This window comes from Pedobacter sp. ok626 (assembly GCF_900100435.1).
Taxonomy (GTDB): domain Bacteria; phylum Bacteroidota; class Bacteroidia; order Sphingobacteriales; family Sphingobacteriaceae; genus Pedobacter.
Window position 1 is genome coordinate 76006 of the sequence record NZ_FNEX01000018.1, and the last position, 21521, is coordinate 97526.

Below are 21521 nucleotides of genomic sequence, written 5' to 3' on the forward strand. Positions count from 1 at the left end.
TAATTAAGTCAAAAATATAATATTTAATGATAAATATCACAAAAAATTGAATTTTATGTTTTAAAAACATACATTTGAATAACATAAATCATATTTAAATCAAAAACGTGATTAAAAAACATAAAAAACAATAAATAAAACACAACAAAAAATAATAAAACAAAAAAAATTAACAAAAAAGAAGAATAAAACACAAGCAAATTCACAAATCCATAAAACAATAAAAAATAAAGATCATGAAACAAGAAAAAATAGTCATAATTGGAAATGGAATGGTCGGATATAAGTTTTGTGAGAAAATAATTAGTAAAAAAAACGATTTCGACATCATAATTTTCGGAGAAGAGCCAAGAAGAGCCTACGACAGAGTTCATTTAAGCGAATACTTCAATGGCAAAAGCGCAGACGATTTATCTTTATCGACATCAGAATGGTATACGCAACAAGGAATAACACTTTACTTAAATGATCCGGTAAAGGAAATTGATAGAAATAATAGAACTGTACACTCATCAAAAGGCCTTACGGTAAAATACGATTACTTGATCATTGCCACCGGCTCTGCTCCTTTTGTCCCGGATATTCCCGGAATAGACAAAGAAGGTGTTTTTGTATACCGTACAATTGAAGACCTCGACCTCATTAGAAATTATGCTACTCATGCAAAAACCGGAGCTGTACTGGGCGGAGGCTTATTGGGTCTGGAAGCTGCAAAAGCATTGATTGACCTAAACCTTAGTGAAACAAACGTAATAGAATTCGCTCCCCGTTTAATGCCCAGACAAATTGATTCTGCCGGAAGCGGAATGCTTCAAAGCAAACTAAAAGCCCTGGGACTAAACATTTATACCAATAAAGGAACAAGTAGTATTGAAGGAACAGATCGCATCAGCGCTTTAAAATTTAATGATGGCACCGAACTAAAAACAGATATGCTGGTGATTTCTGCAGGGATAAGACCCAGAGATGAACTGGCTAAACTTTCTGGCATTGAAGTAGGCACAAGGGGCGGCATTATTGTAAATGAATATATGCAAACCAGCGACCCATCTATTTTTGCTATAGGTGAGTGTGCGCTTTTTGATCATAACATCTATGGACTGATTGCCCCTGGTTACGAAATGGCCGAGGTGGCTGCAGCCAGGATTTGTAACGACATCAAAACTTTTAAAGGTTTTGACATGAGCACCAAACTAAAACTTATTGGTGTGGATGTAGCAAGCTTTGGAGATCCTTTTACCACTGAACCAGATGCAAGAACCATCCTTTTTGAAGATAGCCACAAAGGAATATACAAACGCATCAACATCAGCAACGATGGAAAATATCTGCTTGGCGGAATATTGATCGGAGAAGCAGAAGCTTATAACATGTTGCTTCAAACCGTAAACAATAAAATCCTGCTCCCTCCTAACCCAGAAGACCTGATTCTTGGATCAAGGGGCGGTAGCGCTCAATCAGAAAATGCTGGTCTGGCCGGACTACCAGATGAAGCATTAATCTGCAGCTGTGAGGGTATATCTAAAGGTGCAATCTGCAATGCCGTTTCAGAAGATGGCTGCGAATCGATTGACGCCATAAAGAAATGTACAAAAGCAGGAACAGGCTGTGGCGGTTGCATCCCTATGGTTAAGGACCTGATGCTACATACTATGAAACAAAATGGCAAATATGTTAGAAACGTAGTTTGCGAGCATTTCCATTTAAGCAGACAAGAACTTTATGATCTGATAAAAATACACAACCTAAAGAATTACGAGCAAGTACTGGACAATCTGGGCAAAGGAGATGGCTGCGAAGTATGCAAACCATTGGTATCATCGCTATTGGCAAGTTTATGGAATGACATGATCTTAAAAAAAGGCAATGATACTGCCCAGGACAGTAACGATCGTTTTTTAGCAAATATTCAAAAGGGAGGTACCTATTCTGTCGTACCCCGAATACCAGGTGGAGAAATTACCCCAGAAAAACTGGTCATTATAGGCCAGGTTGCAGAAAAATACGGCCTTTACACCAAAATAACCGGAGGACAACGTATAGATATGTTCGGTGCACACCTGAGTGATCTTCCTTTAATATGGGAGGAATTAATCAATGCAGGTTTTGAAAGCGGACACGCTTATGGCAAAGCTCTTCGTACGGTAAAAAGCTGCGTAGGTAGTACATGGTGCAGGTTTGGATTACACGATAGCGTAAGCTATGCCATCCGAATAGAGGAACGCTACCGGGGTCTGCGAGCACCTCACAAATTAAAATCAGCGGTTAGCGGTTGCATCCGCGAATGCGCGGAGGCGCAAAGCAAGGACTTTGGAATTATAGCCACCGAAAAAGGCTGGAACTTATATGTATGTGGCAACGGCGGTAGCAAACCACAACATGCCTTACTACTAGCAGCTGATGTGGATAGCGACACTTGTATTAAATATATTGACCGCTTTTTGATGTTCTATATCCGCACGGCTGATCCTTTAACGCGAACAGCTCCATGGTTGAATAAGATGGAAGGCGGCATGGAATACCTGCGAAATGTAGTGGTAAACGATAGCCTAGGCATGGCCGAGCAATGGGAATTGGAAATGCAGGCACTTGTGGACAGCTACCAATGCGAATGGAAGACTGCGATAGAAGATCCGGAGATCAGGAAACGCTTCAATCACTTTGTAAACGCCCCAGAAGAAAAAGACCCAAGTGTAAAATTTGATGAAATGCGCGGTCAGAAAAAAGCGGCTGACTGGACATTAGCTTAACCCAAAGACAGAAATCATGATAGAAACAACAACAAACTGGTTTGCAGCCTGCCGCGTAGAAGATGCGGTAGAGAATGGTGGTGTATGTGTAAAGTGCGGAGATGATCAAATTGCACTATTTTATTTCACGCGCCGGAACGAGTGGTACGCCACACAAAACCTTTGTCCACACCGTCAGCAAATGGCCCTTAGCCGCGGCATGATTGGCTCTGCAGGAGAAGATCCCAAGATCGCCTGCCCCTTTCACAAAAAAACATTTTCACTGGCAACTGGTGAATGCCTGAGCGGAGATGAATGTGCAATACAAACTTATCCAGTAAAAGTAGAGGATGGGTTAGTATACATAGGTCTAAACAACTAAGCATAAATTGTAGTAATAAAAAAATGCCTGAACATGAATAAGCAATATTACAAGAGCCATTTAAAATTGGATTTTATAGCCATTACCGGTCAGCACATGCTGAACAGGTCGAAGGTTCTTGTAATCGGCGCAGGAGGCCTTGGCTGCCCATGTTTAATGGCCCTGACTGCATCTGGCATAGGCAATATTGGTATTGCAGATGGCGATATCATCAGCACCACCAATATTTCAAGACAAACGCTTTTTAATTATACCGACACCGGAAAATCCAAAACAACTGCTGCAATTCATGCACTCAGCACCAGAAATCCTTATCTACTTTATCATGAACACCGCTTTTTTGTAGATGAAGAAAACATTTTACAACTGATTGAGGCCTACGATGTGATTGTGGATGCCACCGATAATTTTGAAGCCCGATATTTAATTAATGATGCCTGTGTAGTCAAGGATAAACCATTGGTTTATGGGGCTATATTTCAAACAGAAGGACACTTAACGGTATTCAATTACAAAAACTCAGCTACACTTCGCTGTCTTTTCCCTGAACCGGATCAGGGAGCCTACATCCCCTCTTGTTCAGATACCGGTGCTTACATGATTGCGACCAATATCATTGGAACGATGATGGCCAATGAAGTCATTAAAACTATCCTGGGCCAGGAAGATATATTGAGTGGAAAACTACTCTCCTATGAAGCCTTAAGCAACCATACAATTCGAACGACCTACTATCCTGATAAGCTTTCGAAAAACATAAGCCACTCCAGATTTAAAGCCCTGCAAAAACCCATTGAACTGACCGCAGAAGCATTTATGGAAAAAGCACAGGCGACAGATGTAGAACTAATCGACGTAAGAACAACAGCAGAAAGAATCATCCAGCATATAGGTGGCAAGCATATTCCTTTACCCGAATTGAGCTTAGTCAATTTAACCAGATTTCCATCTACACAGCATTTTTACCTCTATTGCCAGACTGGGGCAAGAAGCCTCCAAGCCGCAAAATGGCTACGGGCTAAAGGCTACAAAAATGCCTTCAGTCTAAAAAATGGCATCACAAATTTTAATTATCAATTTCAAAACTCCTAACGAATGCGCGATATCACCAGCAAACAAATTACATTAAGAACAGCAAAAGCTGTAGCGGTGATTTATTGCACAAAGGAAACCCTCGCGCTCATCAAAAACAATGAACTGCCTAAAGGTAATCTTTTTGATGTAGCCAGAGCAGCGGGATTTTTAGGGGCCAAACTTACTCCACAACTCCTTCCACATTGCCATCCTGTAACCATAGACGGCATGGACATTAGTTTTGAGATCAATGAAACAGAAAGACCGGGCATTACCATCAGTGGAAATGCAAAATCTATAGGAAGAACAGGCATAGAAATGGAAATGCTGACAGCAGTTTCTATAGCGGCTTTAGAAATCTACGATATGCTTAAACCCGTTGACACCACATTAGAGATAGGCGGCATCAAGCTTTTACAAAAAACAGGCGGTAAAAGCGACCGTAAAAAATACTTTTCAACCCCTCCTACCTGCGCAATTTTAGTCTGCTCAGACTCGACTGCAGCAGGGAAGCGTGAAGACAAAAGTGGGTTGATGATCAAACAAATGCTGGAACAGGTAAATGCAAATGTTGTGGCTTATGAAATCGTAGCAGACGACAAAGCGTTGATTCAGCAACAATTACTCAAATGGGTTGCAGAAGATGTTCATTTTATATTTACCACCGGCGGAACCGGATTAGGACCACGCGACAATACCGTTACCGCAGTTAGCGAAATACTGGAGCGTGATGCAGATGGAATTACCGAAGCCATGCGCAATTTTGGACAAATGCGTACACCTATGGCCATGATGAGCCGAGCTGTTGCAGGATCCATTTCACACACTTTAATACTCACCCTCCCAGGCAGTACCGATGGTGCCAAAGAATCCTTAGAAGCAGTGTTACCGGGTATATTCCATGCCCGAAAAATGATGAAGGGAGGTGGACATTAGCTATGAAAACTTTTGAAGAAGCTATTGCAATCATTTCAGCCATATCCAGTCCTTTTGATGTGGAAACTATTAGTCTTGAAGAAGCCAATGGTAAGATACTGGCAGAAAACATTTACGCAGATCGGGATTATCCACCTTTTAACCGAGCAGCAATGGATGGGTACGCGATCATGCAAAACGACTGGGAAAAAGGCATCAGAAAATATAGCGTTATAGATACCATCTTTACTGGTCAGGCAGCCAAGTACCCTTTAGTTTCAGGGGCATGTTATAAAATAATGACAGGTGCAGCAACCCCAAAACTGGCAGACCTGATTATCCGCAGAGAAGATGCTGAAGAGCTTGAAGACAAGGTTCTATTACACGCTGATACAATTAAAACCTATCAAAACATTGCCCGACAAGGAGAAGATACCCTCAGCGGAACTTTACTTCTATCTGCTCCGCTAAGATGCACACCGCAAATCATTAGTTTACTAGCGACGGTAGGCAAGGCCAGATTACAGGTTTACAAATCACCTAGTATAGCCATAGTAACAACTGGAGATGAAGTGGTTAGTCCCGCTACCCAACTGAACCCTTTTCAGATTCGCAACAGCAACCAATACCTTTTAAAATCCTTACTTGAACAATGGAAAATCCTTCCCGTTTTATGCGAACATGTAAGTGACGATAAAGATAAACTAACTACCATTTTAACAGCTGCACTGGAAGCCGATTTAGTCATCATTAACGGAGCTGTTTCTGCGGGTGACGCCGATCATGTACCTGCAGTACTTAAAGAACTAGGGCTTAAAACACTGTTTCATAAGGTTAGCATCCGTCCGGGCAAACCTTTACTTGTAGGCAAAGCAGACAGCGGAACTGTCGTTTTTGCACTACCAGGCAACCCACTCTCCTGCCTTACCACGTTTACCATATTTGTTGAACACTACCTATATCGCAGCTTTGGATTCGAAAACAGACCTTTTCAAAGGATACCTCTTTTAGAAAGCAGAACTAAAAAACACCCTTTAACTGAATTTTTCCCTGTAAGCACAGGACATTCGGGCGGACTAAACCTCTTGCCCTTTAACGGATCAGGCGATGTCACGGCCGCTATCAATGCGAATGGCCTTGCAATGCAACCAGCCGTTTCGGCACAACTAAATGAAAACGACGTAATCAATTTTTATCCATTTAACAACTATATCAAATAACCATTATAAGTAAAAACCGGCGCCATAATCAATCATTTTAGAAACTTAAACCTAAACCAACATGACTGCTGACTTTAAACCACTAAGTAAACTAAACATTTTTTCAGCCAAAGGCATTCAAATGCGGACCTTTCACATCACATGGGTCACCTTTTTCTTTTGTTTCTTTGGTTGGTTTGGAGTTGCCCCATTAATGCCACTCATCAGAGAGCAGCTGCATTTAAGTAAAGACCAGATCGGGAACATTATCATCGCCTCCGTTTCTGCGACAATTATTGCCCGTTTAATTATAGGAAAGCTCTGCGATACCTTGGGTCCCCGGTTGTCCTACACCATACTACTTGCTGTAGGTTCTATCCCTGTAATGTGTATTGGATTAAGCAATAGCTACGAAAGTTTTTTATTGTTTCGCTTCGTCATAGGGATTATTGGTGCTTCATTTGTGATCACCCAATTCCATACATCGATGATGTTTGCACCCAATGTAGTGGGCACAGCCAATGCAGTAACCGGGGGCTGGGGCAACCTGGGTGGAGGAGTCACCAATTTAATTATGCCACTTATTGCAGCTGGTTTTGCAGGCTTAGGCTTTGTGAGTCATGGCGACTCCTGGCGCCTGGCTATGGTTGTTCCTGGTGTAATCCTGTTGATTATGGCCTTCATTTATTATAAATACACTAAAGATACTCCTGCTGGAAATTTCAAGGACCTGGAAGTCTCAAATGTCAAAACAACTAAAAAGAGTTCTTTTGTCGAGGCACTAAAGGACTACCGCACCTGGGTACTCGCACTTGCCTACGCAGCTTGTTTTGGAATTGAAATCACAGTAGACAATGTTGCAGCCACCTTTTTTACGGATCAGTTTGGGGCATCTATGATCATGGCCGGTGCGATGGCCAGCATATTTGGCGGCATGAACATTTTTGCAAGAGCACTTGGGGGCTATGTGAGCGATAAAGTAGGTAAATCTTACGGTTTGCGCGGAAAGGGATTACTACTTGGTGCATTATTGCTATTAGAAGGCATAGGAATTAGCCTTTTTGCCCAGTCGCACACCCTGGGTATGGCCATTGCAGCCATGTTGTTTTTTGCACTTTTCCTTAAAATGGCCAATGGCGGAACTTATGGCATCGTCCCTTTTATCAATAAAAATTCAATTGGAACCGTAAGCGGCATTGTGGGTGCTGGCGGAAACATTGGCGCAATGCTGGTAGGTTTCCTCTTCAAATCAGAACACCTAACCTACGCAGATGCCTTTCATTACATCGGTATTGGCGTAGCGATCATCGGCCTACTTGTATTTATTACAAAATTCCAAATCAAAGGGGTTGAAAAGACCGAAACGGTAAATCCTGAACTTCTACAAGCTTAACATTAATCATCAGCTTATGCCAGTGCACAGAAATAAGACATACACCAGTACCTGCTGTTATTGCGGGGTGGGCTGTGGCGTAAAAATCACACTGGATAAAAATAAAAATATAGCTGTTGAAGGCGATAAAGATCACCCGGTTAACCATGGCATGCTTTGTAGCAAGGGACTTAATCTACAATATACAGTTAACGACAAAAGCGACCGACTGCTGTATCCCCAAATGAGATACAGCAAAAGCATGCCATTACAAAGAGTAAGCTGGGATGATGCATTGAACCGTACAGCAGCTGTTTTTAAGACATTTATAGATAAATACGGGCCTGACTCTGTCGCGTTTTACGCATCAGGTCAGTGCCTTACCGAAGAGTATTACGTCATCAACAAACTCATAAAAGGCTTTATTGGCAGCAACAACATAGACACCAATTCCCGACTATGCATGAGTAGTGCCGTTACGGCCTACAAAATGGCCTTAGGAGAGGATAGCGTACCAATTTGTTATGACGATATTGAATTGGCGGATTGCTTTTTCGTTACAGGAGCCAATCCGGCATGGTGCCACCCTATTCTTTGGCGCCGTGTAGAAGCCCACAAAGCTGCCCATCCAGAAGTAAAATTGATTATTGTGGATCCAAGGGTAACAGACTCCTGCGGACTGGCTGACCTACACCTTCAGATTAACCCTGGAACGGACGTTACCCTTAACCATGCCATCGGAAGGGCACTTATTGAACGAAACTATATTGATAAAAGCTTTATTGACCAACGCACAGAAGGTTTTGAAACTTATCAAAAAAAGGTGTTTGAAAGAACATTAAAAGAATCGGCGGCAATATGCGGGGTTACCGTAGCTGAAATAGAGCTTGCGGCCAGCTACATCGGCAATGCCAAAGGGTTTTTAACCATGTGGACCATGGGATTGAACCAAAGTTCTATTGGTGTAAATAAGAACCTGAGCCTGATTAACCTAAATCTGATCACAGGTCATATTGGCAAGCCCGGGTCTGGCCCATTTTCGCTAACCGGACAACCCAATGCCATGGGCGGCCGGGAAGTTGGCGGTTTAGCAAACCTGTTGCCAGCACACCGCGACTTACTGAATGAAACCCATCGCAAAGAGGTACAACAATTTTGGGGCGGCACAACCATTTCCGGTAAAACCGGACTTACTGCAACTGAAATGTTTGAAGCCCTAAATGATGGGCGACTAAAAGCGATATGGATTCTTTGTACAAATCCTATAACCAGTTTACCCAATGCCCGTTTTGCAGAGCAAGCCTTAAAAAAGGCAAAATTTGTAGTGGTTCAAGAAATCACAGATAAAGCCGAAACGCTAGCCTATGCTGACGTGATTTTACCCGCCGCAGCATGGACAGAAAAGGAAGGCACTATGACGAACTCTGAAAGGAGAATCAGTCACCTTCAAAAAGTAATCGATCCTCCTGGTGAAGCTTTACCTGACGCAGAGATCATCTGTCGCTTTGCGACAAAAATGGGTTATAAAGGTTTTGCCTATAAGTGTACGGAGGACATATATAAAGAGCACACAAAACTTACTTCTAAATCCAGCATCAATATAAATGGATTGGACTACAAACAGATTGATGATTGCAAAACTGTGCAATGGCCATACAATAAAAAAACAGAAAGCGGAACAAAACGATTATTTACCAACCATTTATTCCATACCCCCTCTAAAAAAGCAATTATACATAGTCCTTCGGACGAACTGAAAAGTGAATTACCGGATGAAGATTTCCCTTTTATTTTAACTACAGGAAGGGTTCGAGACCAGTGGCACACCATGTCGAAAACCGGAAAAGTAAGCAAATTAAAACAGCACATTAAACATGCTTTTCTGGAAATCCATCCTATTGATGCGGCATTGCTGAACATTTCAGACAATCAAGTATTGGTAGTTAGATCCAGACGCGGCGAAGTACAGGTAAAATCTAAGGTATCTGCTACGATAAAGCAAGGCGTTGTGTTTCTTCCGATGCATTGGGGCAAAATTTTAGGTAGCGACCTGAACCGCGCCAACAACATCACCAGCACTATTATAGACCCCATCTCGAAAGAACCTGATTTTAAATATTGTGCGGTTAGTGTAGAAAAATACAAAAAGGATTTCCAGCGGATTGTGGTTATTGGCGCCGGTGCCGGTGCACATGGTTTTGTGAGATCGTATAGAGAGATCAATAAAGCCGATCAGATTACGATTTTCAGCAAGGAAAACCTTCCATTTTATAACCGGGTAATGCTTCCTGATTACATCAGTGGGACTCAAAAATGGGAACAACTGGTAAAGATGAAAGATGAAGAAGAACCGGAATATAACATCCGACATTTAAGGGGCATTGGGATTGAGAAAATTGACAGGGAGAAAAAATATGTAACAGACGTTACCGGTCGAAAAACGCCTTATGACATTTTAGTTATGGCTACAGGCAGTCGGGCAACCTTACCGAAAAACGCCCCTTCATTACCAGGCATTTTCACCATGCGAAATCGTAGTGACGCAGATGGTTTTAAAAAGCACATTCCTAAAAATGGCCACGTGGTTATTGTTGGCGGTGGCTTGCTTGGCTTAGAAATGGCTGCATCCTTACGGGAGATTGGTATGCGTATTACGATTGTACAACGGGTATCCAGGTTTCTGAACCGGCAACTGGACCCATTGGGCAGCCAGCTTTTACATGAAGAAATGGTAGATCAGGGTTGCGACATTTACTACAATGACGAAGTACAGCTTTATTACGGTCGCTCCAAACTATCTGGAATTGAATTAAAAAGTGGGAGACGCATCAACTGCGATGCAGTAATACTAGCCATTGGGACTACGCCAAATATTGAGCTGGCCCGAGAATGCGGATTGGATTGTAAACGTGGGGTATTGGTAAATGAACGTTTACAGACCAGTGATCCATCTGTATATGCCATTGGTGAGATCGCAGAATTTGACGGCACCTTATATGGAATCACCGCAGCCGCAGAACAACAAGCTGAGGTAGTAGCCAAGTTTCACAACGGCGACATTAGTACTTATTACCAGGGCAGTCTGTTCATGAACATTATAAAAATCCATGGTTTTGATCTTTGCAGCATTGGCCTTTCTGAGTGTCCGGATTCTGTAAACTATGAAGAGATTGTATTTATTGACAAAGCCAAACGGTACTATAAAAAATGTATCATCCATCAGGACAAACTGGTAGGCACCATCTTAATAGGCGACAAAAGTGAATTTCTTGAATTCAGGGATTTGATAGCCAATAAAACAGAGCTCAGCGACAAAAGACTGCATTTGCTTAGAAGCGGCAAAAAAACAGAACCTGTGAGCGGTAAACTGGTATGCAGTTGCAATAATGTCGGCGTAGGCAACCTGGAAAAGAAAATCGCATCAGGCTGCACAGACCTTGCACAGCTTTGCGAATCAACGGGGGCAGGAATGGGCTGCGGCTCATGCAGGCCGGAAGTTAAGCTAATTCTTCAGGAAGCATTACAAAACAACCCCTTAGAAAAAACACTTTAGTATGGAAAGTAGCGCAATTAAAAACCATCAGATCAAAGTTAACCTTCCAGGAGGAATCGTATCTGTTGGCGACCTTTCAGTAATCCTGGAAACACTTGAAAGCGCAGGCATTGAAAATGTAAGGTTTGGCACCAGGCAACAGCTTTATTTTTCTGCAAACTCAGCCCAACTGGAGGATATTGAACATGGCTTTTTGATGTCGGATACCGACTTTGAAACAGATGCAGATCGACATCCAAATATTGTGAGTTCGTACGTAGCAGAAGAGCTATTTAACAATTCAAACTGGTTACGGGAAGGTGTGTACAAAGACATATTAGATTCGTTTGGCCATAGCCCTGGACTCAAAATAAACCTGATCGACGACAGTCAGACTCTTGTTCCTTTTTTTAGTGGGAACTTAAATTTCATTTCATCTGATATTGGAAATTACTGGCATTTATATGTCCGCTTTCCCAAAACAAATACGATCTACTATTGGTCGTCATTGGTTTGTTCGGAAGACATTGCTCCATTGAGCGAAATGATTGAATCCATGATCCTTGGTCATAAGCATTTGTATTACGACCAAGCGGAAGCTGATGGACAACAATTGGAAAACACCATAAAGACCAAGGGAAATTTTCTATTTCAATCGCCACAGTCCTTACTTAGAGCACCCGACTTTCAAGTACCTTATTATGAAGGTTTCAATAAATACAACGAAAAATACTGGTTGGGTATTTACCGCAGAAACGAATTATTTCCAGTTGCCTTTTTAAAGGAGCTTTGCGACATATGCCGCAAAACACGTATTGGACAACTATACACTACGCCCTGGAAATCCATTATCATCAAAGAGGTAGCGCCTACTGACCGAAAATTATGGAATGCAGTATTGGATAAAAACAGGATCAATGTTCGTCATGCTTCCAATGAACTGAACTGGCAAACTGAAGATCTGTGTGAAGAAGGGTTAGCCCTAAAACACGAGCTGATCCGAGAATTTAATGAGTATGACCTTAGGACCTTTAAACTTTGTTTTGCAATCAAGATCAATCCAAAAAGTGGTCTCTTCGGTGCCGTTATCATCAGAAAACAGACGATTACAACAGACTCGGGTACACCGGCATTATTTGACTTACTCCACACAGTTGATTTTAATCCCAATTCAAAACATTATTTCAGCTACGCCCAGGGCCTCAGCAAAACTGATTTATTTTCTAGCCTGGTACAGCTTTGTGAAGATTACCACCAGCTGCAAACCTTAGCGGCCGGAAAGCAACCTGATAATTATTACGAAACCAGCAACACTATTGAATCGGAAATAACTTACGTACACCAATGCGGACATTGCTTAAGTATTTATGACGAGCTATGGGGCGAGGAAAGCCAGGGGATCCCTGCAGGCACTCCATTTTCTGCACTTCCAACAGATTATTGCTGTCCGCTTTGTGAAGCAAGCCTTGCTCAGTTTACACCAATTATTAAAGAAACCTTAAATACATTTTAAAAATGGAATTAGACATCTACATCGCATTTTCTTTATACCTGGTAGGTTTCCTTTACGCTTCTGTGGGCCATGGCGGGGCAAGTGGGTATATAGCCGTACTTTCCTTATTTGCCATTCCGGTTAGCACCTATAAACCGCTTATACTAATCTTAAATATCTTGGTTGCAGGAGTAGGATTTTATCAATTCTGGCAAGCAGGCTATTTTAGATGGAAATTATGCAGGGTATTTCTAGTCACCTCCATCCCCGCAGCATTTATAGGCTCTAAATATTCTCTGGAAGGTAACATCTATCATTTACTGTTGGGATTAGCTTTAATTCTGCCCATCATTAAATTACTGGGCATCAAACCCAACGAAGATAAAGCAACTAAACCTGTAAAACTTATACCCGCCTTATTGATTGGTACAATCATAGGTGGACTTTCTGGAATGCTGAACATTGGGGGTGGCATATTCTTAAGCCCCGTGCTCATTCTCTTAGGCTGGGCCAATGTGAAAGAAGCAGCAGCAGCCTCTGCCATATTTATTGTCTTAAATTCTCTAAGCGGCTTACTTGGCAGCGCTGCAACGCTCATCATAACCCCTTCGGCGATTACCTGGTTTATTATGGCTGCTGCCGGTGGCATTACCGGGGCTTATTGGGGCAGTAGCAGATTTCAACACATTACGGTACGTTATCTTTTAAGTGCTGTATTAACTATAGCATCTGTTAAACTTTTATTTTTTATGTGATGGACCTGATTAAAGATCATTTGGGAAGGACTTTTAAGACGCTAAGGATTAGCTTGATCAACACTTGCAACCTGGCCTGTACTTACTGTAGTTACAGCAACGAGGAGAGTCGCGAAAATCATTCGGCGGCTAAAGGCAATGCACTAAAGCCAAAAGAACTGATGAACCTCATTGTCAAATTACATGAGCGTCTGGACTTTAGCACCATTCGTTTTACAGGTGGCGAACCACTACTTTATAAAGAACTTCCTGTACTAATTAAGGGAGCGCGAAGTCTGGGTATTACGGATCTTAACCTCACCACCAACGGGCTGTTACTACAAAAACAGGTACCCGCATTAAAAGCCGCGGGATTGACAGCCATTAATGTATCGCTGGACGCAACGGACCCGATGACATTTTTTATGATGGCAAGAAGGCACGGGCTCGACCAAACACTAAAAGGCATAGACGCAGCACTGAATGCCGGCATAGCCGTAAAAATAAATTCGGTGCTCATGAAAGGAATGAACCACAGTCAGGTTATTCCCTTGTTAAAATATGCGGCGGACAAACAAATTATCATCCGTTTTTTGGAGATCATGGCAATGGGGCATTTACATGGAAAGGCTGATGAATACTTTTTCTCGCAACAGGAAATACTTCAGCTCATCAGTACCCAGTACCGCTTTAGCCCAATCCAAAGAAAACCTGGAGCAACTGCCAATTACTGGCAAACGGAAGAGGGGAATATTTTTGGCATCATCGCTAATGAAAGTCAACCTTTTTGTACGGATTGCGATCGCTTGAGATTAGATGTATATGGAAACGTTTACGGCTGTCTGAGTAGCAACTACCCTGTACCAATAAACGAAAATTTAGAAAGCGCTGAAATGGATAACCGTTTAAGAGAAGCGTTGGCACAAAAACAATCAACAAAATTTACAGGAAGCAAACTGAGCATGCTTCATATAGGAGGATAAAAAATGAGAATACAGGTATTTGCCATATTAAAGGACTTTTTTAAAAAGGAATTTGAGCTTAATGCAAAGCTCTATACCATAGCAGATTTAAGGACACACCTAAGTTTACTGAACCCAAATGCGACACCAGTTTTAAATCGCTGTCGCTTTGCTGTGCAGGACGAATTTGTAACAGACGAATATACACTAACTGGAAATGAGCATATCGTAATCATTCCACCTAGCAGCGGAGGTTAATATGGATTTCATTACTAAAAAAGAAATAGATCTGGTTGCCCTTCTTCAGAAATCGCACTGTCCATCTGCCGGAGCAATAGTGTTGTTTAGCGGGGAAGTTAGAAATCATAATGTAGGTAAATCAGTAAGGTATCTGGAATATGAAGCGCATGCCAGCTTGGCCGCTAAAATGATTGCCGAAATTTTGCTGGCCGCCAGAAACCGCTGGAGCCTGAGTATTGCGCATGCGCAACACAGAATAGGAAAAGTAAAAGTTACGGAATCTGCTGTGGTGGTGATTACAGCGTCCGTACACCGGGGAGAGGCTTATGCGAGCAACCGTTATATTATTGACAGAATTAAGCATGAAGTTCCCATCTGGAAATGCGAACATTTTGCAGATGGCAGCAAAGAATGGGGTGGCAACTGCAATTGTGATAAAGAGACCGGAGATGTGAATAAGCACATTTATGAATTTGAATCCGTATGATAAGAGGCGTAGTATTATCTGGTGGAGAGAGTAAACGAATGGGTAGCGATAAAGGATTGCTTACCATTGGTCCCTGTACCTGGGCTCAACTTGCAGCTCGTAAGCTTGAACGCTTATATATCCCTGTTCTGATTTCTATCAATGAAACCCAAATAGCAACCTACCATGGATTATTTCCTTCTGAACTATTAGTCATCGATCAGGTAAAGACGAAAGGTCCTTTAACTGGCTTATTGAGCGCACACCTCAAACATCCTGATGATGACCTATTGTTACTAGCCTGCGACATGATCGACATGGATATCAGCTCATTAAGGTTCTTACGGGATAGCATAGCAACATTTCCAGGATTTGATTACTATGTATACTGCAGGGAAGATTTTATGGAGCCTTTATGTGCCGTTTATACTTCATCACAGTTAAAAAAAATCCACCATGAGTTCAAAAAGGGAAGTTTATCCAACTTTTCTTTGCATAAACTCATTAAACAGGCGCGCTACAAAACACTTACCATAAGCAATATTAAAAATTTCAACAACCACAATACCGCAACCCTTAAAACCAACATATGACAAACCACTACAAAAAAACCATCTATTTCTTCGCAGGCCTTTCAATTTTGGCCCTAACAGCCAAATCGCAAACCAATGTTATCCAAACCAAGGCTACCTTTTTTGAAGGTGTAATTGTTGCGGGCTATGTTGACCAGGGTGCCTACATCAACTGTACCGGTCCGGCCATCAAATTCTCTAAAAAACCGTTGGCCATATTGGTAGGGTTGTTACCTAGCTTACGGATTAAGAAGGACAAGGTAGCGACAGGTGCAACACAAAATTCTGTGATCACGCCTAACCTGGGCGCAGGCATTACCGCTACTTACAAGCACCTGGCCATTCAAGTCCCAGTGTATTACAATGCCAAAACAAGCACTAAAGATGGCAAATGGAATCCGGGTATAGGTATCGGGTACAAGTTTTAATTAAATTAAGATTCCTGCGTAAGGAATCTTAATTTTTCTTCATCTATGATATTGATCTGCTTACCTGATAGGGAAATCAGATTTTCATTAACCAGCTCTGTCGTCATCCTGAATACAGTTTCATAAGCGGCCCCTGTAAATGCGGCCAGATCTTGTTTGCTGAGTTCTATATTTAATCCACCTGTTTCATTCAGTCCAAACTGTTCTTTGAGTTGCAACAGAGCAACTGCAAGTCTGCTTTTCACGGACATCAGTGCCAGGTTTCGCATCTTTTTCTCGGATTCCTGTAGTTCATCGGCATAAAACAACATCAGGTTAAAAGCAAAATCATGATTTACCTTTAAGGTAGCCATAAAAAATTCGAGGTCTATAAAGCAAAGCGAGGTTTCTTCAAGCGCAGTAGCCGAAATGGGATAAGCTGAACTGTGTGTACCTAAGCCTCTATGGCCGAATATTTTACCGGGATTAGCAAAACGTACAATCAATTCTTTATCTCCCCAATGTTTATGCACTTTAACATTCCCCTTATACACGAAATATACACCTGCAACAGGGTCCCCCTCTCTAAAGATCTGCTCTCCTTTTTTCGCGATAAAGTTTTTGCGATGGCTATCAATAGCCAGTTTCCATTCTTTAAGGACCAAGCTGCACATCAAGCAGCTTTCAAGATCACAGCATTTACCTTTTTTCATATTTTCCGCAGCTTTTAAGTTGCGGTTTCTAATATCCTAAAAGTTTTTGACTAGCAATTCTATATCCTCTTTTTTTATTTAGCGTACTTAACCTCAATACTAATTACCTGTCTGATAAAACGAGGTTTTCTTTTTTCTCCATCTATGATAATATGGAAAGGTCCCTCTTCGGCGTTAAGTAGCTCGCCGTCTTTTCTGTTTGCCAGCACAATCTTCTTATCGGAGAACTCAGGATCTACTTCCGCCAAAGAAAAAACCACCTGATAACCATCACTGGCTTTGATCAGCAGGTATTTAGTCAGATTTTCACCCATTAATTCAGGCCATAAGGTAACTCCAGCCTCCTCTAACAGAACGTATAACTCAACGCCAGTATAGGTATGTTCCTTTTCATTGTGATCTTTGGCGACAATCTCTGTTTTCCCCATTTTATCCATCGCCAATGGGGCTAAACTAATCGAAGTTTTTACTTCGCCGATTATATTTACATTCGTGTTTTTCGATACGGTTTGCGCCTTTGTCGATGATAAAGCAATTAGCATGATAAAGGTCAAGAAGAAATAAACGCTATAAGTTTTCATAAGTTATTGAATACAAGGTTCACAAAATAGTTCCGCCCCTGTTCCGGGAAGCCTTCAGTAATGGTATAATTTTTATCGAATACATTGTTTATACCACCTTCAATGGAAATGCCATGATATACCTTTATGTGAGCACTTAAATTTGCCAAAGCAAATGCGCCGGATTTAATCCCATAGCTGGTACTGTAACGCTCCGAATTATACGATCCACTAGCCATAACAGAGAGCCGGCCGTTGTATCGATACGTTGAAGTAAGTAATACTTTATGATCCGGCACATCCGTAAATTTAAGGGCGCTGTTACTGAGGTTTGTACGGTGAATATAACTATACTGCCCTCCAGCTGCCCATCCCTTCAATACCGCATAGTTTAATGAAAGTTCGGCTCCATAAAATCTAGCCTTCCCAGTATTTTGCAATTGATAAATGTTTGGCTGAACATTATTAACCTGCTGTATTGCATCAGACAAACGGCTATAAAATAGGCCTGTTTCAATTTCCAACTTATCAAAAAAGCGCCCAGTATAACCAGCATCGAAGTGCATAGCCGTTTCAGACTTCAGATCAGGATTAGGGATCGCCGCCCCCATTCTATACGAATACCGATCTTTTATAGTTGCAAAGCGCGACTTTCGGGCAACAGACAAACTGATCCTATTTGATGCATTTAAGCGATAAACAGCTCCTAGCTGCGCATTAAATGCATAGTTTTCATTTTCGGGTAAGTTCGTAACTTCCTTAGTGGTCGAATTGTAATTCTGCGCCTGCAGACTATGGCGCAGATTTATACTGATACCAGGAAGCAAGCTTAACTTATCGGTCACAGTATAGGCATCCTCCACACCAACTGATGCTGTATAATCCCTAAAGGTCCGCACAGGCTCTCCAAGATTGTATTCTTTATGGCGGTCTGTTTTTAATTGCGCGGATGCTTTTAACGAATGTTTTGTATCAGGCTGAATATTATATTCCAAAGCTCCACCATAGGTATCATCATTGTAAAAACTCTGGAAGGATGAGGCTTTCTTTTGTGTGGTATAAGTATTGTCGTCAAAAGCGCTTAACAAATTGCTAAACTTATCATAAAACAGCCGGGTTTTTATAGCACTTTTTGCATTAATCCCTGTGGTTGAAATAAAATACAGACTTTCCTTATTCCAATATGGCCACTGCCAAAAGCGGGCTTTCTGCAAGGGATCATCCCCTACATAAGGTGGATTTCCTTTTTCTCCCTTTTGGTTTACGTAACTTAAGGCATATTCATCATCACCTTTAGGTGTAAAACCTACTTTAAATGTATATTTTGAGTCCTCCCTAAATGCATTGTCCCTTTTCCCGCCATCTTCATATTGCTTTGGTTTAAAATCATCTGACAATGGAAATCCATTTTGCTTTAATTGTGACGCACTTCCCTGTACATAGAACTTCCCAATCCTCGAACCTACATTCAGATTTAAACGATGCCCTTGCCCACTTAACCAGCCTGAGCGAGCGTCCATTTCGAATTGCTTTACTGGCTTTCTGGATATGATATTAATTGCGCCCCCCATTGTATTTGCACCATAAGCAATCGATGAGAATCCCTTTTCTACACTTATTGTGGAAACATCAAAAGTGGTAAATCGCGCCAAATCAACATAACCATCATAGGGCACGTAAATCGGAATACCATCAATAAAAACAGGCACTTGCCTTAAATCAAAACCTCGAACAAAAACTACAGATTCATTTCTAGCACCTACGCTGGAAAGCGTGACTCCCGGCAGCAGATTTAGTGCCTGAGCAACATCAAGTTTGTTAAAGGATTCTATTTGTTCACTGTTGACCGTTGAATTGGCGTTGCCATTTTTTCCGGTTACTTTAACTTCTCCCAATTTAAAGATTCGTCTGCTAATGGGTAGCGAATCGGGATGAGTAGTATTATTATTTTGAGCTTTGACACCTAAAAACAATAAAGCTGTGAATAAGAACAAGTAAATTTTTCGCATAATCTCAATTAAAAAGTGAATACTATGCTCGTATTTAATTTACTTTGGCTTAACGATATAAATATATGCTTTCATCGCAGTAAAAGCAACAAAAACAACTGCATAAATCATATAATATCAACAAAAACATAAAAATAATTCAATATTATATGATAAATATCATACGATATGCGAGAAACACAAAAAACCTACCCAATAGATCTAACCATTCTGCTTTACAAAAAAAATCATCTTCTCTGAAGAGCCTCGGAACTTTTTTCAGTAGCATCTATTGATCTTGGTCTTCAAGAGTGCTTCGCAGTTTTCCTTTCTTCAAGGCAAAAGATTCCAGCGATGAAGAGAACGATTATTTTTTTCCGTTACTTTGCAGCATAAATCTACTGCTATGGAGTTTAATTACAGTCAAATCCTTTCCACTTCGATGGTATTATTCGCCATCATTGATATTTTGGGTGCTATTCCTATTGTAATAGAACTTAGAAAAAAGGCAGGGCATATCCAGTCGGAGAAGGCAACCATAGTAGCTACCGTTTTAATGGTGATCTTTTTATTTGCAGGAGAATCTTTATTAAAGGTGATTGGTTTAGATGTAGCTTCTTTTGCCATTGCAGGTTCCATGGTGATCTTTTTCATCGCAATGGAAATGATATTAGGCTTAACCATATTTAAAGAAGGCGATGCCCCGGAAACGGTATCTATTGTTCCATTGGCATTTCCACTAATTGCAGGTGCAGGAACCATGACCACTCTCCTATCTTTAAAAACAGAATATGCTACTCAAAACATTATTGTCGGCATTCTGATCAATATGATGTTTGTTTACTTTGTGTTAAAGAACACCGAACGCTTAGAAAAGCTATTCGGAAAATCAGGACTAAATGTTTTAAGAAAAGCCTTTGGAATTATCCTGTTGGCCATCGCCATTAAGCTGTTTAGAAACAACACAGGCTTATAACCTATAACGAATCACGCAATGTTAAATGAAAGGGAACATCAATATGTTCACGGGCATTTTCGCGGATTAGATTAGCAGCAAGATTTCCCATTCTGGCAAAATCCGTTGAGATTGTGGTGATGCCGTTCAATATCACCCGTTTTATAGGCGCCTCATTATAAGATATGATCCCTACCTGTTCTCCAATTTTCAAATTAAGCAATTGGATCCTTTCAATTAGAATCACCAGATCATCCTCTAAAAGATTAATATAGGCTTCACCTTCATTGATAGACTCTTCGTATATGTTATTCACCACATGATAGGCGAATGCATAATGCTGACAAAATCTGGAAAATCCCTTTACAATCTCCTTCGGATAATAACTATTAGCCGGAAATATAAGTTTTAAAGTATGATACTTACTTAAGGAAGGACAAGCTTGCTCCAGCGCTTTATAGATATCGTTTTCAAAATCTTCATATACACCTGCATAATCGCCTATAATACCAGGTATTCTCTTATCCAAAATGATGAGCTTTTGCTTTGGAATGGTATTGATTGCTTCATAAGCATGATCTTTTCCTTCTATAAAATGCGGAATAATTACAAAATGAGAGTAACGATCTCTTTTATCTTCCAGAAATTTTTTAAAGATGGTAGAGTCATTATTGTAGATAAATAAATCTGTTGCAGCCCCTTCTCCTAAAGCAGCTAAGAAGGAATCATAGACTATTTTCTTGTAAACGCTCAATTTGTTAAAAAGCAAGCAAACCTTAAGTGTTTGTCTGAATGCAGTATCCAAAATATAAAATCCTCTGCCTGGAATAGACGTTAATACGCCTATATTCTTTAAATTTTTATAAGCTTTTTCTACGGTATCTCTTGAAATCTCTAACTCGGCGCTGATATCGCAAATAGAAGGAAGGATATCATCTTTATGAATATGGCCCGCTTCTATGGACGCCAAAATGGAGTTGGTGAGCTGGATATATTTGGGTGTAGCCGAGTATTCATCAATACTAATGTATTTATAAGATTCGGTTAATTTCATAATATTTGGCTTTCCTTTCGGACTCCTAAGATTACCAAAGAACGGCAAAATACCAATTTTATTTACGCAATCGTTGCCGGAAATGCCGGTCAAAATAATTATTCAATAATTAAACGTTAAATTGACTATTATTATGTATTTTCAAACTAATTTTTGATACAACAAAACCAAGTAT

Annotated in this window: 19 protein-coding genes; 15 read left to right on the plus strand and 4 right to left on the minus strand. The window is 40.9% G+C overall.

Features of this window, described 5'->3' with window-relative positions; genetic code table 11:
* Positions 1 to 236 precede the first annotated feature (236 nt).
* The 14 genes from nirB (at position 237) to BLS35_RS22225 (ending at position 16097) form a co-directional block, all read left to right on the plus strand.
* The gene (gene nirB, locus BLS35_RS22160; protein WP_090785619.1) at positions 237 to 2750 is read left to right on the plus strand and encodes a nitrite reductase large subunit NirB; all 2514 of its coding nucleotides are present in this window, start codon (positions 237 to 239) and stop codon (positions 2748 to 2750) included.
* A gap of 16 nt (positions 2751 to 2766) precedes the next feature.
* A complete protein-coding gene (gene nirD, locus BLS35_RS22165) occupies positions 2767 to 3111 on the plus strand; it encodes a nitrite reductase small subunit NirD (protein WP_090785620.1) in 345 nt (114 codons plus the stop codon).
* A gap of 33 nt (positions 3112 to 3144) precedes the next feature.
* Positions 3145 to 4203 (plus strand): HesA/MoeB/ThiF family protein, encoded by a 1059-nt coding sequence (locus tag BLS35_RS22170; RefSeq protein ID WP_090785621.1) that lies wholly within the window; start codon positions 3145 to 3147, stop codon positions 4201 to 4203.
* 3 nt (positions 4204 to 4206) lie between these two features.
* A complete protein-coding gene (moaCB, locus tag BLS35_RS22175) occupies positions 4207 to 5121 on the plus strand; it encodes a bifunctional molybdenum cofactor biosynthesis protein MoaC/MoaB (RefSeq protein ID WP_090785622.1) in 915 nt (304 codons plus the stop codon).
* Positions 5122 to 5123: 2 nt separating this feature from the next.
* Entirely contained in the window at positions 5124 to 6320 is a 1197-nt protein-coding gene (locus BLS35_RS22180) for a molybdopterin molybdotransferase MoeA (RefSeq protein WP_090785623.1), read from the plus strand.
* A 61-nt stretch (positions 6321 to 6381) separates the two neighbouring features.
* A complete protein-coding gene (locus BLS35_RS22185) occupies positions 6382 to 7692 on the plus strand; it encodes a NarK family nitrate/nitrite MFS transporter (RefSeq protein ID WP_090785624.1) in 1311 nt (436 codons plus the stop codon).
* Positions 7693 to 7708: 16 nt separating this feature from the next.
* Positions 7709 to 11224, plus strand: coding sequence for a nitrate reductase (locus BLS35_RS22190; protein WP_090785625.1), 3516 nt, complete (start codon positions 7709 to 7711; stop codon positions 11222 to 11224).
* Between the two features lies 1 nt (position 11225).
* Complete coding sequence (locus BLS35_RS22195; RefSeq protein WP_254779042.1) at positions 11226 to 12716, plus strand: rubredoxin; 1491 nt, start codon at positions 11226 to 11228, stop codon at positions 12714 to 12716.
* 2 nt (positions 12717 to 12718) lie between these two features.
* Entirely contained in the window at positions 12719 to 13450 is a 732-nt protein-coding gene (locus BLS35_RS22200) for a sulfite exporter TauE/SafE family protein (protein WP_090785626.1), read from the plus strand.
* On the plus strand, positions 13450 to 14412 hold the full coding sequence (locus tag BLS35_RS22205; protein WP_090785627.1) for a GTP 3',8-cyclase MoaA: 963 nt from the start codon (positions 13450 to 13452) through the stop codon (positions 14410 to 14412). Before BLS35_RS22200 ends, BLS35_RS22205 begins: the two co-directional genes overlap by 1 nt.
* Before the next feature lie 3 nt (positions 14413 to 14415).
* The gene (locus tag BLS35_RS22210) at positions 14416 to 14649 is read left to right on the plus strand and encodes a MoaD/ThiS family protein (protein ID WP_090785628.1); all 234 of its coding nucleotides are present in this window, start codon (positions 14416 to 14418) and stop codon (positions 14647 to 14649) included.
* Position 14650: 1 nt separating this feature from the next.
* Positions 14651 to 15118, plus strand: coding sequence for a molybdenum cofactor biosynthesis protein MoaE (locus tag BLS35_RS22215; RefSeq protein ID WP_090785629.1), 468 nt, complete (start codon positions 14651 to 14653; stop codon positions 15116 to 15118).
* Entirely contained in the window at positions 15115 to 15690 is a 576-nt protein-coding gene (locus BLS35_RS22220) for a molybdenum cofactor guanylyltransferase (protein WP_090785630.1), read from the plus strand. Before BLS35_RS22215 ends, BLS35_RS22220 begins: the two co-directional genes overlap by 4 nt.
* Entirely contained in the window at positions 15687 to 16097 is a 411-nt protein-coding gene (locus tag BLS35_RS22225; RefSeq protein WP_254779044.1) for a hypothetical protein, read from the plus strand. The genes BLS35_RS22220 and BLS35_RS22225 overlap by 4 nt, the downstream gene beginning before the upstream one ends.
* Positions 16098 to 16102: 5 nt before the next feature.
* Here BLS35_RS22225 and BLS35_RS22230 read toward each other — a convergent pair whose 3' ends face one another.
* The 3 genes from BLS35_RS22230 to BLS35_RS22240 form a co-directional block, all read right to left on the minus strand.
* Entirely contained in the window at positions 16103 to 16789 is a 687-nt protein-coding gene (locus tag BLS35_RS22230) for a Crp/Fnr family transcriptional regulator (RefSeq protein WP_090785631.1), read from the minus strand.
* A 74-nt stretch (positions 16790 to 16863) separates the two neighbouring features.
* Complete coding sequence (locus BLS35_RS22235) at positions 16864 to 17370, minus strand: molybdopterin-binding protein (protein WP_090785632.1); 507 nt, start codon at positions 17368 to 17370, stop codon at positions 16864 to 16866.
* The gene (locus BLS35_RS22240; RefSeq protein WP_090785633.1) at positions 17367 to 19358 is read right to left on the minus strand and encodes a TonB-dependent receptor plug domain-containing protein; all 1992 of its coding nucleotides are present in this window, start codon (positions 19356 to 19358) and stop codon (positions 17367 to 17369) included. The genes BLS35_RS22235 and BLS35_RS22240 overlap by 4 nt, the downstream gene beginning before the upstream one ends.
* Positions 19359 to 19743: 385 nt before the next feature.
* Between BLS35_RS22240 and BLS35_RS22245 the strand changes: the two genes are divergently transcribed.
* Positions 19744 to 20313, plus strand: a complete 570-nt coding sequence (locus BLS35_RS22245; RefSeq protein ID WP_090785634.1) for a MarC family protein — start codon at positions 19744 to 19746, stop codon at positions 20311 to 20313.
* 1 nt (position 20314) lies between these two features.
* On the opposite strand, the gene BLS35_RS22250 is transcribed toward BLS35_RS22245, so the two are convergent.
* The gene (locus BLS35_RS22250; protein WP_090785672.1) at positions 20315 to 21346 is read right to left on the minus strand and encodes a GntR family transcriptional regulator; all 1032 of its coding nucleotides are present in this window, start codon (positions 21344 to 21346) and stop codon (positions 20315 to 20317) included.
* Positions 21347 to 21521 lie beyond the last annotated feature (175 nt).